Origin of the sequence: Pseudomonas sp. UME65, assembly GCF_014170225.1 — a bacterium.
GTDB lineage: Bacteria > Pseudomonadota > Gammaproteobacteria > Pseudomonadales > Pseudomonadaceae > Aquipseudomonas > Aquipseudomonas protegens.
This window is the reverse complement of the sequence record NZ_LZZQ01000014.1, coordinates 149,086-165,815: the sequence shown is the minus strand read 5'-3', so window position 1 is coordinate 165,815 and position 16,730 is coordinate 149,086. Positions and strand designations below refer to the sequence as shown.

Annotated in this window: 13 protein-coding genes; 10 read left to right on the top strand and 3 right to left on the bottom strand. The window is 63.3% G+C overall.

The annotated features are described in order from the left end of the window. Positions 1–58: 58 nt before the first annotated feature. Entirely contained in the window at positions 59–2,035 is a 1,977-nt protein-coding gene (mnmC, locus tag A9971_RS20790; protein ID WP_182999952.1) for a bifunctional tRNA (5-methylaminomethyl-2-thiouridine)(34)-methyltransferase MnmD/FAD-dependent 5-carboxymethylaminomethyl-2-thiouridine(34) oxidoreductase MnmC, read from the bottom strand. A gap of 148 nt (positions 2,036–2,183) precedes the next feature. Here mnmC and pap point away from each other — a divergent pair, with 148 nt between their 5' ends. The 3 genes from pap to A9971_RS20775 all read left to right on the top strand — a co-directional run bounded on the left by pap (position 2,184) and on the right by A9971_RS20775 (position 6,092). Beyond that, positions 2,184–3,698: a polyphosphate:AMP phosphotransferase gene (pap, locus tag A9971_RS20785; RefSeq protein WP_011062601.1), complete on the top strand. Its 1,515-nt coding sequence runs from the start codon at positions 2,184–2,186 to the stop codon at positions 3,696–3,698. Between the two features lie 102 nt (positions 3,699–3,800). Next, positions 3,801–4,985: a thiolase family protein gene (locus A9971_RS20780; RefSeq protein ID WP_011062600.1), complete on the top strand. Its 1,185-nt coding sequence runs from the start codon at positions 3,801–3,803 to the stop codon at positions 4,983–4,985. Positions 4,986–5,132: 147 nt separating this feature from the next. Continuing rightward, positions 5,133–6,092: a DMT family transporter gene (locus A9971_RS20775; RefSeq protein ID WP_019093385.1), complete on the top strand. Its 960-nt coding sequence runs from the start codon at positions 5,133–5,135 to the stop codon at positions 6,090–6,092. 73 nt (positions 6,093–6,165) lie between these two features. Here A9971_RS20775 and A9971_RS20770 read toward each other — a convergent pair whose 3' ends face one another. Continuing rightward, positions 6,166–7,560 carry a class II fumarate hydratase gene (locus A9971_RS20770; RefSeq protein ID WP_011062598.1) on the bottom strand — a complete coding sequence of 465 codons (1,395 nt, stop codon included), beginning with the start codon at positions 7,558–7,560 and terminating at the stop codon, positions 6,166–6,168. Between the two features lie 193 nt (positions 7,561–7,753). On the opposite strand from A9971_RS20770, the gene A9971_RS20765 reads away from it, so the two are divergent. From A9971_RS20765 to A9971_RS20735, 7 genes are all read left to right on the top strand, one after another. After that, a complete protein-coding gene (locus A9971_RS20765) occupies positions 7,754–8,269 on the top strand; it encodes a DUF2059 domain-containing protein (protein ID WP_015636579.1) in 516 nt (171 codons plus the stop codon). Positions 8,270–8,281: 12 nt separating this feature from the next. Further along, a complete protein-coding gene (locus tag A9971_RS20760; RefSeq protein ID WP_077934606.1) occupies positions 8,282–8,581 on the top strand; it encodes a BolA family transcriptional regulator in 300 nt (99 codons plus the stop codon). Between the two features lie 102 nt (positions 8,582–8,683). Next, a complete protein-coding gene (locus A9971_RS20755) occupies positions 8,684–9,625 on the top strand; it encodes a rhodanese-related sulfurtransferase (protein ID WP_011062595.1) in 942 nt (313 codons plus the stop codon). Positions 9,626–9,661: 36 nt separating this feature from the next. Next, entirely contained in the window at positions 9,662–10,264 is a 603-nt protein-coding gene (locus A9971_RS20750) for a DsbA family protein (RefSeq protein WP_169892285.1), read from the top strand. Between the two features lie 31 nt (positions 10,265–10,295). Further along, positions 10,296–12,077, top strand: a complete 1,782-nt coding sequence (locus tag A9971_RS20745) for an ABC transporter ATP-binding protein (protein WP_169892275.1) — start codon at positions 10,296–10,298, stop codon at positions 12,075–12,077. 208 nt (positions 12,078–12,285) lie between these two features. Next, positions 12,286–14,745, top strand: a complete 2,460-nt coding sequence (locus tag A9971_RS20740; protein ID WP_182999951.1) for an EAL domain-containing protein — start codon at positions 12,286–12,288, stop codon at positions 14,743–14,745. A 77-nt stretch (positions 14,746–14,822) separates the two neighbouring features. Beyond that, positions 14,823–15,575 (top strand): TenA family transcriptional regulator, encoded by a 753-nt coding sequence (locus tag A9971_RS20735; RefSeq protein WP_220802812.1) that lies wholly within the window; start codon positions 14,823–14,825, stop codon positions 15,573–15,575. Between the two features lie 96 nt (positions 15,576–15,671). Here the strand turns inward: A9971_RS20735 and A9971_RS20730 are convergent, their stop codons facing one another. Next, positions 15,672–16,598 carry a GGDEF domain-containing protein gene (locus A9971_RS20730; protein ID WP_011062590.1) on the bottom strand — a complete coding sequence of 309 codons (927 nt, stop codon included), beginning with the start codon at positions 16,596–16,598 and terminating at the stop codon, positions 15,672–15,674. Between the last annotated feature and the right edge of the window lie 132 nt (positions 16,599–16,730).

The following is a 16,730-nucleotide window of genomic DNA, read 5'->3' as shown; positions in this document are numbered from 1 at the left end:
GCTTGGTGCTGGCCAGCGGCCATTGGCGGCGCTGGAAAGTCAGCGCCGCCGCTCTGCTTCAGGCCTTGCCGCGAATCAGGCGACGCAGGGCAAAACGGTTCGGATGGCAGGCTTCGGCCACGCTTCTGGGCAGGGGCAGGGGCTCGTTTTCCAGCCAGGCGGCCAGCAGCTCGCCGGACAGCGGCGCGGTGATCAGCCCACGGGAACCGTGGCCACTGTTGATGTACAGGCCGTCGAGCCAGGGGCAGGGCAGGTCCGGCACTTGGCGCGCATCCTTGCCCAGGGCGGCGTAGGTTTCGGCAAAGGCAAGCGGGTCCGCCAGGGGGCCGACGATGGGCAGGTAGTCCGGGCTGGTGCAGCGGAAGGCCGCGCGGCCTTGCAGGCTGTCCAGGGGCAGTTGCTCGGCACCCAGGCGGTGCAGCAGGTCGCCGGAGATTTCCCGCAGCATCTCCAGGTTGCCGGCATGCTCGGCGCTGGTGGGGGTCAGGTCCTGGCTCTTGAAGTCGAAACTGGCGCCCAGGGTGTGTTCCCCCAGGCGCGCGGGGGCGACGTAGCCTTCGGCGCAGACCACCGTGGCCAGGCTCTGGCTTTGTGCGGTCTGGGGCAGGCGGGTGATCTGCCCGCGAATGCGCTTGAGGGGCAGATCGGCGCTGGCCGGGAAGCGCTTGATCTCGGCCGCACCGGCGAGGATCACCACCGCGGCGCTGGCCAGCATCCGGTCGCCGTCCCAGGCTTGCCATTGCTCATCGACCCGGCGCAGTTCCAGGACTTCCCGGTGTGCCAGGACCTGGATCCGCGGGTGGCTGGCCTGCCATTGGCACAGGGCCGGCGGATGCACCCAGCCACCTTCGGGGTAGAACAGGCCTCCGTGCTCAAGGCCGATACCGGCCCGGGCCTGGGCTTGGGGTTGGTCCAGCAGGTGCAGCAGGTCGGCGGGAAAAGCCGCGGCCAGTTGGGCCTGGCGCTCGGCTTCCTTGGCGTTGAAGGCCAGTTGCAGCACGCCGCAGCCATCCCAGTCCTGGCCGCGCTGCAGGTGCTCCAGTTGGCGCCGGGTATAGCCGAAGCCGCTGAGGATCATCTGCGACAGGGCGGTGCCGTGGGCCGAGAGCTTGAGGTAGAGCACGCCCTGGGGATTGCCCGAGGCCTCCCGGGCCAGCTCTGCATGACGCTCCAGCAATTGCACCTGCCAGCCGCGGGCGGCCAGGCTGGCGGCGCTGGCACAACCGGCCAGCCCGCCGCCGATCACCAGGGCGGTCTTCTCTTGCCGCGGGGGGCGGGCGAACCAGGGCCTGGCCCTGGCCGGCGCCGGCGCATCCTCTGGCCAGCCGAGGAACTCGCCTCGCAGTACCTCCCATTTGTGGCCGATGCCCGGGGTGCGTTTCATCTTGAAGCCGGCACTGTTCAGCAGCCGGCGCACCCAGCCGGTGCTGGTGAAGGTACTGATAGTGGAACCTGGGGCGGCCAGGCGCGCCAGTTCGGCGAAGAGCTCGGCGGTCCACATGTCGGGGTTCTTGGCCGGTGCGAAACCGTCGAGAAACCAGGCATCGACCTGGGCGTCCAGTTGCGGCAGTTGCTCCAGGGCATCGCCGATCAGCAGGGTCAGGGTCACTCGCCCGCCCTCCAGCACGATGCGCTGGAAGCCGCCATGCACTGCCACGTACTGCTGCAGCAGCGGTGCACAGAGGCTCGCCAGTTCCGGCCACAGGGCCAGGGCCCGTTGCAGGTCGGCAGGGCTCAAGGGGTACTTTTCCACACTGACGAAATGCAGCCGGGCACCGGTCGGGGCCTGTTGCTGGAACAACTGCCAGGCGCAGAGAAAGTTCAGCCCGGTGCCGAAGCCGGTTTCACCGATAACGAAGCGTTCGCCATCGGGCAGGGCGGCAAAGCGCTGGCCCAGGCGGTTCTGTTCGATGAACACGTGGCGGGTTTCATCCAGGCCCGATTCGCTGGAGAAGTACACATCGTCGAAGACCCGCGAGCGCGGGCGTCCTTGGTCGTCCCAGTCGAGCTGGGCGTGGGGCAGTTCAGGGATCATGTTCGGCTCATGTTGCGCAAGGCGGCCATTCTAGCCCATCGCGCCGGCGGCGCTTGATCCATGGCAAGGCGCTACAGGTTCGGGGATTTGTTTTCCCTGGCCGAGGTCGATCCGCTAGTCTTGGAAAATTCTTGGAAGGGAGCCACCCATGTTCGAATCCGCTGAAATCGGTCACGCCATCGACAAAGAAACCTACGATGCCGAGGTGCCGGCGTTGCGCGAGGCCTTGCTCGAAGCCCAGTTCGAACTGCGCCAGAAGGCGAACTTTCCGGTGATCGTGCTGATCAACGGGATCGAGGGCGCGGGCAAGGGCGAGACGGTCAAGCTGCTCAACGAATGGATGGACCCGCGGCTGATCGAGGTGCGCACCTTCGACCAGCAGACCGACGAGGAACTGTCGCGGCCACCGGCCTGGCGCTACTGGCGGATGCTTCCGGCCAAGGGGCGCATGGGGGTGTTCTTCGGCAACTGGTACAGCCAGATGCTGCAGAGCCGGGTCCATGGCGAGATCAAGGACCCACGCCTGGACCAGGCGATCAACGGCGCCGAGCGCCTGGAGAAGATGCTCTGCGATGAAGGCGCACTGATCTTCAAGTTCTGGTTCCACCTGTCCAAGAAACAGATGAAGGCCCGCCTCAAGGCGTTGCAGGACGACCCGCTGCACAGCTGGCGCATCAGCCCGCTGGACTGGCAGCAGTCAGAAACCTACGACAAGTTCGTCAAGTACGGCGAGCGCGTGCTGCGCCGCACCAGCCGCGACTATGCGCCCTGGCACGTGATCGAGGGCGTCGATCCGCATTACCGCAGCCTTACCGTGGGGCGGATTCTCCTGGAAGGGCTGCAAAGTGCGCTGAACCGCCAGCCGCTGCGAGCCACCCAGGTCAACGCGGCGCCGTTGCCTCCGGCGGTGGATCAGCTCAGCCTGCTGGACAGCCTGGACATGACCCAGCACCTGGACAAGGACGACTACGAAGAACAACTGATTACCGAACAGGCGCGCCTGGCCGGCCTGCTGCGGGACAAGCGCATGCGCAAGCACGCCCTGGTGGCGGTGTTCGAAGGCAACGACGCGGCGGGCAAGGGCGGGGCCATCCGGCGGGTCGCGGCGGCCCTGGACCCGCGCCAGTACAGCATCGTGCCGATTGCCGCGCCCACGGAAGAGGAGCGCGCCCAGCCCTATCTCTGGCGTTTCTGGCGGCATATCCCGGCCCGGGGCAAGTTCACCATCTTCGATCGTTCCTGGTACGGCCGGGTGCTGGTGGAGCGCATCGAGGGCTTCTGCAGCCCCGCCGACTGGTTGCGAGCCTACAGCGAGATCAACGACTTCGAGGAGCAGTTGGCCGATGCCCGGGTGATCGTGGTCAAGTTCTGGCTGGCCATCGACAAGGATACCCAGCTGGAGCGCTTCCAGGCCCGGGAGGAGATTCCCTTCAAGCGTTTCAAGATCACCGAGGACGACTGGCGCAACCGCGACAAGTGGGACGATTACCGCGCAGCCGTCGGCGACATGGTCGACCGCACCAGCACCGAGGTGTCGCCCTGGACTCTGGTGGAGGCCAACGACAAGCGCTGGGCCCGGGTCAAGGTTCTGCGCACCATCAACCGCGCCCTGGAAGCCGCGTTCGAGCGCTCGGACAAGCACGACAAGAAAGACAAGAAGTAGGTCGATGGTCGCGCATACGCCCAGTGAATGATTGTCGCGGCGGGACAGGAGGGGGATCTATGCTCGATGCTCTTCCTGCCGCCAACAACAATGAGGTGCGTCATGCGTGAAGTGGTGATCGTCGACAGCGTACGGACTGGCCTGGCCAAGTCCTTTAGGGGCAAGTTCAACCAGACCCGTCCGGATGACATGGCTGCCCACTGCGTCAATGCGCTGCTCGCCCGCAACGGCATCGACCCGGCCAGTGTCGAGGACTGCATCGTCGGCGCCGGCTCCAATGAAGGGGCCCAGGGTTTCAACATAGGGCGCAACGTCGCGGTGCTCTCGGCCCTGGGCACCGGCACCGCGGGGATGACCCTCAACCGCTTCTGTTCCTCGGGCCTGCAGGCGATCGCCATCGCCGCCAACCAGATCGCCTCCGGCTGCAGCGACATCATCGTGGCCGGTGGCGTCGAATCCATCAGCCTGACCATGAAGAGCGTCAACACCGAAAACCTGGTCAACCCGCTTCTCAAGGAGCAGGTACCGGGCATCTACTTCCCCATGGGCCAGACCGCCGAAGTGGTGGCCCGGCGCTACGGTGTCAGCCGCGAAGCCCAGGACCGTTACTCCCTGCAAAGCCAGCAGCGTACCGCCCAGGCCCAGGCCGCCGGCCTTTTCAGCGACGAGATCGTGCCGATGACGGTCAAGTACAAGGTCGAGGACAAGAACACCGGTGAGGTGCAGATCCTTGATGGCGTGGTGGACCGCGACGATTGCAACCGCCCCGACACCACCCTGGAAAACCTAGCGGCGTTGAAGCCGGTGTTTGCCGACGACGGTTCGGTGACGGCGGGCAATTCCTCGCAGCTGTCCGACGGTGCTTCGATGACCCTGGTGATGAGCCTGGAGCGGGCCCTGGCCCTGGGGCTCAAGCCCAAGGCATTCTTCCGCGGCTTTACCGTGGCCGGCTGCGAGCCGGACGAGATGGGTATCGGCCCGGTGTTCTCGGTGCCCAAGTTGCTCAAGGCCAAGGGCCTGAGCGTGGCTGACATCGATCTTTGGGAGCTCAATGAAGCGTTCGCTTCCCAGTGCCTGTATGCCCGCGACCGCCTGGAGATCGACAACGCCCGTTACAACGTCAATGGCGGCTCGATCTCCATCGGCCACCCGTTCGGCATGACCGGTTCGCGTCAGGTCGGGCATCTGGTGCGCGAGCTGCAGCGGCGCAACCTGCGCTATGGCATCGTCACCATGTGCGTGGGTGGCGGCATGGGGGCCACGGGGTTGTTCGAGGCGGTACGCTAGGTTTCGCTTCGTCGGCAAGCCGGCTCCCGTGGGGCCGGTTTGCGACCTGCACAATCCTGTTTGCGCTTTGTCGCCAACTGTCTCTGTGTCGGCTGCCGGCGCGGGCCTAGTATGTGAGCCTTGCTCGTAAGGCCTTGTGGGGTTCGCATGCACGTCTCGTCCGGTCGCTGGGTCTATGGTCTGTTCCTGGCCTTATTGACCGCGCTGTTGTGGGGCATCCTGCCCATCAAGCTCAAGCAGGTACTGCAAGTGATGGACCCGGTCACCGTGACCTGGTTTCGCCTGACGGTGTCCGGTGGCTGCCTGCTGGCCTACCTGGCGGCGGTGGGGCGCCTGCCGCGCTGGCGAGTGCTGGGGCCCAAGGGTATCTGGCTGGTGCCGATCTCGGTCTGTGGCCTGGTGGGCAATTACGTGCTGTACCTCATGGGCCTCAATCTGTTGAGCCCGGGCACCGCGCAACTGGTGGTGCAGATGGGGCCTATCCTGCTGTTGATCGCCAGCCTGTTCGTATTCAAGGAGCGGTTCAGCCTCGGCCAGGGCCTGGGGCTTCTGGTGCTGCTGATCGGCTTTGGGCTGTTCTTCAATCAGCGCCTGAGCGAACTGCTGACTTCCCTGAGCGACTACACCGCGGGGGTCCTGACCATTCTTGCCGCTTCCGCGGTCTGGACCTTCTACGCCCTGGGCCAGAAGCAACTGCTGAGCGTGTGGAATTCCCTGCAGGTAATGATGGTGATCTACCTGTTCTGCGCCTTGTTGCTCACCCCTTGGGCTCATCCGCTGGAGGCGCTGGAATTGAACCCGTTGCAGGGTTGGCTGTTGCTGGCGTGCTGCCTCAATACCCTGATTGCCTATGGCGCCTTTGCCGAGGCTCTGGCCCATTGGGAAGCGTCGCGGGTCAGCGCGACCCTGGCCATTACGCCGCTGGTGACCTTTGTCGCGGTGGCTTGGGCAGCCTGGCTCTGGCCCGAGTATGTGCAGGCCGAGCAGATCAATGGCCTGGGCTATGGCGGGGCGCTGCTGGTGGTGCTGGGGTCGGCGCTGACGGCACTGGGTCCGTCGCTGATGGCGGGGTTGCGAGCGCGGCGGCAGCGGATCGCGGCGGGCTGAGCTTCGCTTGCGAGCCAGCTCCTGCAGTCGGGTTGTGGCAGGAGCTGGCTCGCTAGCGAAGGCGACTGCGGTCTTACCCCTGCTTCCCGGCCTCCAGCATGTTTTCCGGGCGGACCCAGGCATCGAACTGTTCATCGGTCAGGTACCCGAGTTCCAGCGCCGCCTCGCGCAGGGTCAGGTTCTCGGCATAGGCCTTCTTGGCGATCTCGGCGGCCTTGTCGTAGCCGATATGGGTATTGAGCGCGGTCACCAGCATCAGCCCGCGCTCCAGGTGCGCGGCCATCTGTTGCGGGTCAGGCTCCAGCCCGGCGATGCAATGGTGCTGGAAGTTGCTGCAGCCATCGGCCAGCAGGCGGATCGATTGCAGCAGGTTGTGGATGATCACCGGCTTGAACACGTTCAGTTGCAAGTGGCCCTGGCTGGCGGCAAAGCCGATGGTCACATCGTTGCCCATGACCTGGCAGGCCAGCATCGACAGGGCTTCGCACTGGGTCGGGTTGACCTTGCCGGGCATGATCGAGCTGCCGGGCTCGTTGGCGGGGAGCTTGACCTCGGCCAGGCCTGCCCGTGGCCCCGAGCCCAGCAGGCGCAGGTCGTTGGCAATTTTCATCAGGCACACGGCGAGGGTCTTCAGGGCGCCGGAAAGGCTGGTCAGCGGTTCATGGCCGGCCAGGGCGGCGAACTTGTTCGATGCCGTGACGAAGGGCAGGCCCGAGAGCGCCGCCAACTCGGCGGCGATGGCCTCGCCGAAACCGTGGGGTGAGTTGAGCCCGGTGCCTACCGCGGTGCCGCCCTGGGCCAGTTCGCAGACGGCCGGCAAAGCGCTGCGGATGGCGCGTTCGGCGTACCCCAGTTGGGCGATGAAGGCCGAGATTTCCTGGCCGAAGGTAATGGGGGTGGCGTCCATCATGTGGGTGCGACCGGTCTTCACCAGCTTCATGTGCCGCGCCGACAGCTCGGCCAGGCCGCCGGAGAGCTCGGTGATCGCTGGCAGCAACTGGAACTGCACCGCCTGGGCCGCCGCAATGTGCATGGCAGTGGGGAAGCAGTCGTTGGAGCTCTGCGAGCGATTGACGTGGTCATTGGGGTGCACCGGCGTCTTGCCGCCCCGAGGGTTGCCCGCCAGCTCGTTGGCCCGTCCAGCCAGCACTTCGTTGACGTTCATGTTGCTTTGGGTACCGCTGCCGGTCTGCCACACCACCAGAGGGAACTGGTCGTCATGCTCGCCCGCGAGCACTTCGTCGGCGGCCTGTTCGATCAGGCGGGCGATATCGGCAGGGATGTCGCCGTTGCGGTCGTTGACCCGCGCCGCGGCTTTCTTGATCAGGGCCAGGGCATGCAGCACCGCCAAGGGCATGCGTTCGTTACCGATGGCGAAGTTGACCAGCGAACGTTGGGTCTGCGCGCCCCAGTAGGCTTCTTGCGGGACTTCAACCTGGCCCAGGCTGTCGGTTTCGATTCGGTTCATCGTGGCAATCCTCCTAGTCTGACAGGCCAGTTTAGGCCGTGATCCGCGGCTCGGGTTCCATGCCGGGGGTTTTTCCCCGCCATGGCCGAGCAAAACCGGGGGCCGGTCGGCGTGGGGTTGAGGGACGCGGATTAATAGGCGCAGAATGGGCGCCCTTGGGGTTCTACCTCGCCTGCTAGATAAAGGAAACTCGATGACCCGTTTTCGTGCCATCTGTACCGCGGTTGTTCTGGTGTGTGCCAGCGGCCAGGTTCTTGCCGATACCGCCAGCCACAACGCCAGTGCCGAGGCCTTCCTGACCCTGGCCCATGCGGACAAGCTCGGTACCCCGGTGTACATGCAAGTTCAGCAAATGTTCGCCCAGCGCTTCGAGCAGACCAAAGCCCCGGAATCCAAGCGTGCCCTGCTGGAAACCTACCAGGCCAAGGCCAATGCCGCCCTGGACCAGGCCATTGGCTGGAACAAGCTGAAGCCGGACATGGTCAAGCTCTACACCAGCAATTTCAGCGAATCGGAGCTCAAGGAACTGGTGGCTTTCTATCAGTCGCCACTGGGCAAGAAAGTCCTGGAAAAAATGCCCCAGCTGACCCAGCAATCGGCGCAGATGACCCAGGCCAAGCTGGAAAGCGCGGTACCGGTGGTGAACAAGCTGCTGGCTGACATGACCGCCGAGCTCGAGCCCAAGGCTGCCCCGGCGAAGAAGAAGTAAGCGGAGCCCGCAATGACCATGCAACAACGTATCGAAGCGGCGCTCAGGGCATTGCAGCCCGAGCACCTGCAAGTGCTGGATGAAAGCCACATGCACAGCCGTGGCCTGGAAACCCACTTCAAGGCGGTACTGGTCAGCGAGCAGTTCGCCGGCCTCAACAGCGTCAAGCGCCATCAGAAGGTCTACGCCACCCTGGGTGAGCTGATGGGCCAGTTCCATGCGTTGGCGCTGCACACTTATACGCCTGAGGAATGGTCGAAGATCGGTGTGGCTCCGGCTTCGCCGACCTGTGCCGGTGGCAGTCAGCATTAACCGCGGTTTTTTTGTTAGAATCCGCAACGCGCCGCTTATGCCGGCGCGTTTTTTTTTGCATCCGGTTCACCCTTTACGAGGGTAGCCACCTGGAGATTACCCATGGCACAACCTATTGTCGTGGCGGCACTGTACAAGTTCGTCACCCTCGAAGATTACGTCAACCTGCGTGAGCCCCTGTTGCAGGCAATGCTCGACAACGGCATCAAGGGCACCTTGCTGATTGCCGAAGAAGGCATCAACGGCACGGTTTCCGGCAGCCGCGAAGGCATCGACGGGCTGCTGGCCTGGCTGAAGAACGACCCGCGCATGGTGGATATCGATCACAAGGAATCCTACTGCGACGAGCAGCCGTTCTACCGCACCAAGGTCAAGCTCAAGAAAGAGATCGTTACCCTGGGCGTGCCCGGCGTCGATCCCAACAAGAAGGTCGGGACCTACGTCGAGCCACAGGACTGGAACGCCCTGATCAGCGATCCGGAAGTGCTGCTGATCGATACCCGCAACGACTATGAAGTGTCCATTGGCACCTTCGAAGGCGCCATCGACCCCAAGACCACCAGCTTCCGCGAATTCCCGGACTACATCAAAGCCCACTTCGACCCGAGCAAGCACAAGAAGGTGGCGATGTTCTGCACCGGCGGCATCCGTTGCGAGAAGGCCTCGAGCTACATGCTCAGTGAAGGCTTCGACGAGGTGTTCCACCTCAAGGGCGGGATCCTCAAGTACCTCGAAGAGGTGCCGCAGCAAGAGAGCAAATGGCAGGGCGACTGCTTCGTGTTCGATAACCGGGTCACCGTGCGCCACGACCTGAGCGAAGGCGACTACGATCAATGTCATGCCTGCCGTACTCCAGTGAGCGTCGAGGATCGTGCATCCGAGCACTATGTGCCTGGTATCAGCTGCCCGCACTGCTGGGACAAGCTGAGCGAGAAGACCCGCCGCAGTGCCATCGACCGGCAGAAGCAGATCGAATTGGCCAAGGCTCGCAACATGCCGCACCCGATTGGTTACAACTACAAGCAATCTTCTTCCGAGGCTTGAGCCATGTCTGCCCGCCTGCTCTATGTGATGGACCCGATGTGTTCATGGTGCTGGGGCTTTGCGCCCGTGGCCCAGGCCCTGGCGGAGCAGGCCCGGGCCGCCGGGGTCGAGGTGCACCTGGTGGTGGGGGGCTTGCGTACCGGTAGCGGTGCGGCCCTGGAACCCAATACCCGGCGCTACATCCTCGAGCACTGGCAGGCGGTGCACCAGGCCACCGGCCAACCGTTCGGCTTCGAGGGCGCCTTGCCCGATGGCTTTGTCTATGACACCGAACCGGCCTGTCGCGCCATCGTCACCGCACGTGGCCTGGCGGCGGACTGCGCCTGGACCCTGCTGGGGCTGATCCAGCAGGCGTTCTATGTCGAAGGCCGGGATGTCACCCTGGCCAGTGTGCTGGTGGAGCTGGCGGAGCGGGCAGGGGTGCCGCGCATCGAATTCGCCGAGGCCTTCGACCGGGCCGAGCAGCATGTGGCTACCGCGGCGGACTTCACCTGGGTCCAGGACCTGGGAATCGCCGGCTTTCCTACCTTGCTGGCCGAGCGTAATGGCCAGTTGGCGTTGCTGACCAACGGCTATCAGCCGCTGAGCGAGCTGTCTCCTCTGTTGGGGCGCTGGCTGGAGCGCGCTGCCTGTGCCTGAACCGGTGGATTCAAGCGTCAGCGGTAAGCCGATCGATCGCCTGAGCTGGGCGCATATCCGTCGCCTGGCTCTTGAGCACAAGAAATCTCTGTGGATCGCCAACGGCGTCGCCGTGCTGGCGACCCTGTGCAGTGTGCCGATCCCGCTGCTGCTGCCCTTGCTGGTGGATGAGGTGCTGTTGGGGCACGGCGATGCCGCTCTGCAGGTGATGAACCGCTTCCTGCCCCAGGGATGGCAGAGTGCCGCTGGCTATATCGGCCTGATGCTCATGGTGACGCTGATCCTGCGCTGCTCGGCGCTGGTGTTCAACGTGATTCAGGCGCGGCTGTTTGCCGGGCTGGCCAAGGACATCGTCTACCGCATCCGCGTGCGGCTGATCGAGCGGCTCAAGCGCATTTCCCTGGGGGAATACGAAAGCCTGGGGGGCGGTACGGTCACCACTCACCTGGTCACCGACCTGGACACTGTGGACAAGTTCGTCGGCGAGACCCTCAGCCGCTTCCTGGTGGCCATGCTGACCCTGGTGGGCACGGCGGGCATCCTGATGTGGATGCACTGGAAACTGGCCTTGCTGATCCTGCTGTTCAACCCGCTGGTGATCTTCGCCACGGTGCAGTTGGGCAAGCGGGTCAAGCACCTGAAGAAGCTGGAAAACGACAGCACCTCGCGCTTTACCCAGGCCCTGACCGAGACCCTGGAGGCTATCCAGGAAATTCGCGCGAGCAATCGCCAGGGCTACTTTCTCGGGCGCCTGGGGCGGCGTGCCGAGGAGGTGCGGGACTACGCTGTGGCCTCGCAATGGAAAAGCGATGCATCGGGCCGCGCCAGCGGGCTGCTGTTCCAGTTCGGCATCGATATCTTCCGCGCGGCGGCGATGCTGACCGTGTTGTTCTCCGACCTGTCCATCGGCCAGATGCTGGCGGTATTCAGTTACCTGTGGTTCATGATCGGGCCGGTGGAACAGTTGCTGAACCTGCAATACGCCTACTACGCCGCGGGCGGCGCCCTGACCCGGATCAACGAGCTGCTGGCGCGGGCCGACGAACCGCAGTACGGCCCGGGTGCGGACCCGTTCGTGGGGCGCGAGACCGTCGGCATCGAGGTCCGCGGCTTGAGCTTCGGCTACGGTGACGAGCGGGTGCTGGACAATATGGACCTGTCCATCGCTCCCGGTGAAAAGGTAGCCATTGTCGGTGCCAGCGGTGGCGGCAAGAGCACCCTGGTGCAGTTGCTGCTGGGGCTGTACACACCGCAGACCGGGGTGATCCGCTTTGGTGGTTCGACCCAGCAGGAAATCGGCCTGGAGACGGTGCGGGAGAACGTGGCGGTGGTGTTGCAGCATCCCGCGCTGTTCAACGACACGATCCGCGCCAACCTGGCCATGGGGCGCGAGCGCAGTGACGAAGCCTGCTGGCAGGCCCTGGAAATTGCCCAGTTGGACGCTACCGTCAGGGCCTTGCCGCAGGGGCTGGACAGCGTGGTGGGGCGTTCCGGCGTGCGTTTGTCCGGGGGCCAGCGCCAGCGCCTGGCGATTGCGCGGATGGTTCTGGCCGAGCCCAAGGTGGTGATTCTCGATGAGGCCACTTCCGCCCTGGATGCCGCCACCGAGTACAACCTGCACCAGGCCTTGACGCGTTTTCTGCGTGGGCGGACTACGCTGATCATTGCCCATCGCTTGTCAGCGGTAAAACAGGCGGACCGGGTTTTGGTGTTCGATGGCGGGCAGATTGCCGAAGATGGCGACCATCAGCAGCTGATTGCCGATGGCGGCCTTTACGCCAAGCTGTACGGGCATTTGCAGCAGGTTCGATAGCCTTGAGTTTTATCCGTCTTTCTGTGCTTAGTGCTTGAATTTCCTGGTGGAACAACCGTTTCAGCTTTAGCGCGGCGGCCCGTTTCCCCAGCCAGTCTGCGTCAGCGGCAGCCTGCCCTGCGCCGGTTCTGTGGAAATTGGCCTAACCTGTGCTGTCTGAGGCGCAACTACTGGGTGTTCATTTGGCTGTGCGCAAGCAAGGACCCTCATGAAGCAAAAGCGGACTTTCGCAACGCCGCGCTTGTTGGGCATCGTCTGGCCCTTCATCGCCGTGGTGTTATTTCAAGCGCTGTTGGGCGGCCTCAGCCTGTACGTACTGTCGGCGGTACGGGGCTATGTGGCTGGTGAAAGCCTGTGGTCCAAGGGCCAGAAAGACGCCATCTACTACCTCAATCTGTATGCCGACAGCCGCGACGAAGGCACTTTCCTCAAGTACCAGAATGCAATTGCCGTGCCCCAGGGCGGGCATGAGTTGCGGGTTGCCCTGGATCACCAGCCACCGGATCTGGAGGCCGCACGCCTGGGCATCCTCAAGGGCGGCAATCACCCGGACGATGTCTCCAGCCTGATCTGGCTGTACCTCAACTTCCGTCATTTCAGCTACCTGGAAAAGGCCATCGATCTGTGGACCGTGGGTGACGGATACCTGTTGCAACTGGACACCGTGGCCCGGGAGATGCACCAGAGGATCGGCAGCAACAGCGCCAGCGAAGGCGATGTGCAGCGCTGGAAGAGTCAGATTTTCGCCATCAATGACGGCGTCACTCCCGCTGCCAAGGCCTTCAGCGATGCTTTGGGCGAGGGTTCGCGGGTGATCTTGCGGCTGTTGCTGGTGACCAACCTGGCAACCGCGCTGGTGCTGATTGCCCTGGCCCTGCTGCGCACGCACAAACTGCTGGCCCAGCGCCATGCCTTTGCCGACGCCCTGCAACTGGAAAAGGAGCGGGCGCAGATCACCCTGCAGTCCATCGGCGACGGGGTGATCACCACCGACGTCGAAGGTGCCATCGCCTACATGAACCCGGCGGCAGAGGACCTGACTCGCTGGAAGGCCGAGCAGGCAGTGGGGTTGCCCCTGGCAGCCTTGTTCAACCTGCTGGATGAAAATGCCCAGGCTGACGGTTTTACCCTGATCGAGCACATCCTCAGCGGTCAGCTCAGCGGCGGCAGCGAGCATTCCAAACTGATCCAGCGCCTGGACGGCAGCACGGTCTCGGTGACCCTGGTGGGGGCGCCGATCCGCAATGCCGGCAAGGTCAGCGGCACGGTGCTGGTGCTGCACGACATGACCCAGGAGCGGCAATACATCGCCAACCTCTCCTGGCAGGCGACCCATGACGCCCTGACCGGCCTGGCCAATCGCCGGGAGTTCGAGTTCCGCCTGGAGCAGGCCCTGCACAGCCTGATTCGCCAGCCGGCACGGCATGCGCTGATGTTCCTCGATCTGGATCAGTTCAAGCTGGTCAATGACACCTGTGGCCATGCTGCCGGGGACGAGCTGCTGCGGCATATCTGCGCGCTGCTGCAGTCGGGCCTGCGCGAAGGCGACACCCTGGCACGGCTGGGTGGGGACGAGTTCGGCATCCTCCTGGAGAATTGCTCGCCAGAGGCCGCGGAGAAGATTGCCGAGGGGCTGCGCCAGACTGTGCAGAATCTGCATTTCGTCTGGAAAGGCCGGCCCTTCGTGACCACCGTGAGTATCGGCCTGGTGCACATCGTCCAGACCCCGACCACCCTCGAAGCCTCGCTGAGAGCGGCGGACATGGCCTGCTACATGGCCAAGGAAAAGGGGCGTAACCGGGTGCAGGTCTACCATGCCGACGATTCCGAGCTGTCGCTGCGCTTTGGCGAGATGGCCTGGGTCCAGCGTCTGCACATGGCGCTGGAGGAAAACCGCTTCTGCCTCTATTCGCAGGAGATCACCGCCCTGGGGCATGTCGAACGTGGCGGCGGGCATGTGGAGATTCTGTTGCGCCTGCATGACGAGGCGGGCCGGATGATTCTGCCGGACAGTTTCATTCCGGCGGCGGAGCGCTACGGCCTGATGACCTCTCTGGACCGTTGGGTGGTACAGAACGTATTCAAGATCATTGCCCAATGCATTGCCGAAGGCCGTGAAGGGCCAATGGCAATGTGCGCCATCAACCTGTCGGGTATCACCATCGGTGATGATGCGTTTCTCGACTTCTTGCGCGAGCAGTTTGTCGTCTATGGCGTACCGCCAAAGTTGATCTGTTTTGAAATTACTGAAACCAGTGCGATTGCCAATTTGGGCAGTGCCATTCGTTTCATAAATGAACTCAAGGGCTTAGGCTGCCATTTTTCCCTGGATGACTTTTGTGCGGGAATGTCGTCGTTCGCTTATCTCAAACATTTGCCTGTAGACTTCCTCAAGATCGATGGAAGTTTCGTAAAGGATATGCTGGACGACCCGATTAACCGCGCCATGGTCGAAGTGATCAACCACATCGGGCATGTCATGGGTAAGCGCACGATTGCCGAGTTTGTTGAAACACCGCAGATCGAGCAGGCATTGCTTGAGATCGGCGTGGATTATGCTCAAGGCTACATTATTGAACGCCCGCAATTGTTCACCTGTGACAGCCTGCAGTGTCGACCCGTGAGACCACAGCCACTGTTGTTCAAGGCGCCCGGTACGTTCCGTTGAAACCTCTTTTGGATCCGTACATCACAATCAAAAGGAGCCCGACAGTGATCGACACATTCAGCCGAACCGGCCCGCTCATGGAAGCTGCCAGTTACCCCGCCTGGACCCAGCAATTGATCCAGGACTGCAGCGAGAGCAAGCGCCGCGTCGTGGAGCATGAGCTGTACCAGCGCATGCGCGATAACAAACTCAGTGCCAAAGTCATGCGTCAGTATCTGATTGGCGGCTGGCCGGTGGTTGAACAGTTCGCCCTGTACATGGCGCAAAACCTGACCAAGACCCGTTTTGCCCGCCATCCCGGCGAAGACATGGCGCGTCGCTGGCTAATGCGCAATATCCGGGTCGAGCTCAATCATGCCGATTACTGGGTGCACTGGAGCCGGGCCCATGGCGTGACCCTGGAAGACCTGCAGGCCCAGCAAGTACCGCCAGAGCTGCATGCCTTGAGCCATTGGTGCTGGCATACCAGTTCTGCCGATTCCCTGATCGTGGCCATTGCCGCCACCAACTACGCCATTGAAGGGGCTACGGGCGAGTGGTCGGCGCTGGTGTGTTCCAACGGCATCTATGCCGCGGCGTTCCCGGAAGAGGATCGCAAACGTGCCATGAAGTGGCTGAAGATGCATGCCCAGTACGACGACGCCCATCCCTGGGAAGCGCTGGAAATCATCGTCACCCTGGCAGGGCTGAACCCGAGCAAGGCCCTGCAGGTCGAGCTGCGTCAGGCCATCTGCAAGAGCTATGACTATATGTACCTGTTCCTGGAACGCTGCATGCAGCAGGAAAAGACTGCGGTGACCCGCGAGCGCCTGGCACTGGCCGAAGGCTGAGTCAGGGAATGTCGGGCGCTTCGATTGCCGCGCACGCTGGACGTGTGGGGTGATGAAGTTGCCCGTGCATCAACGGGGCAGGGCGCTACCTTGTGCTCAGCCCGCCATTGCCAGGCGGTTGCGCCCTTCGCGCTTGGCCACGTACAGCGCGCTGTCGGCGCGTCGCAACAGGCTTTCTGCGGATTCTCCCGGTAGCAGAGTCGAACACCCCAGGCTTACGGTAAGTTCGATCGGCTGACCATCGGCCCGGTAGTCTTGGGCCTGGGCGGCATGGCGCAGACGCTCGCCCACCATCGCCGCGGCTTCGCGCCCAGTGTTGGACAGCAGGATCAAGAACTCTTCCCCGCCAAAGCGAAACACCATGTCGACATTGCGCAATTGCCCCTTGATTGCCGCGGCAACGGCCTTGAGCACTTGATCGCCGGCGCTGTGGCCGTGGTTGTCGTTGATGCGCTTGAAGTGATCGATGTCCAGCATCAGCAGCGACAGTGGAAGCAGGTGACGACGGGCCATTTCGATTTCCCGTTGCAGGGTCTGGTCCATGGCGATGCGATTGCCGGTATCGGTCAGCGGATCCCGCAGGGCACTGCGAGTGGCGGCGCGATACAGCAGGGCATTGCGCATCGGGTACAGCAGGGTCGAGAGCAGCGATTCCAGGGAGCCCTGTTCTGATTCGCTGAAGCGCTGGTTGCGGCGAAAGACCAGCTCGCCCATCGGTTCGCCTTCGTGGCTCAGGCTGTAGCTGATGGAGTGATGGCCGCGCTGGCCGAACTCCAGGCGCAGGTCGCTCGGAGTGTGCTGGTACTGCAGGGCATCCAGGGGGACCAGGCGTTGAACCTCACGAAAGAACAGGCCCAGGATGCGTTGCGGTTCAAGGCTGGTCTGCAGCTGCAGGCCCAGTTGCTGGCGCAACTGGGCGAGGCTGATGGGCTGCTTGATCAGTGGCGACTGCTGGCCAAAGCCCAGGCGTTGCAATTTGGCGCTATCGAAGTCAATTGCGTTGGTCTGGGTCGGTGTTTTCATCTGAGCTTGAGCCCCCTGAGCACTGTGTACGGTCTAACTGCCTGGGTGAGAGCGGCTCAGAGCTGCGCGTCATACTGTTCCATCAGTCCCGTAGGACAACGCGCATATTTTAGGCCGTCTCGCCTGTGGCTA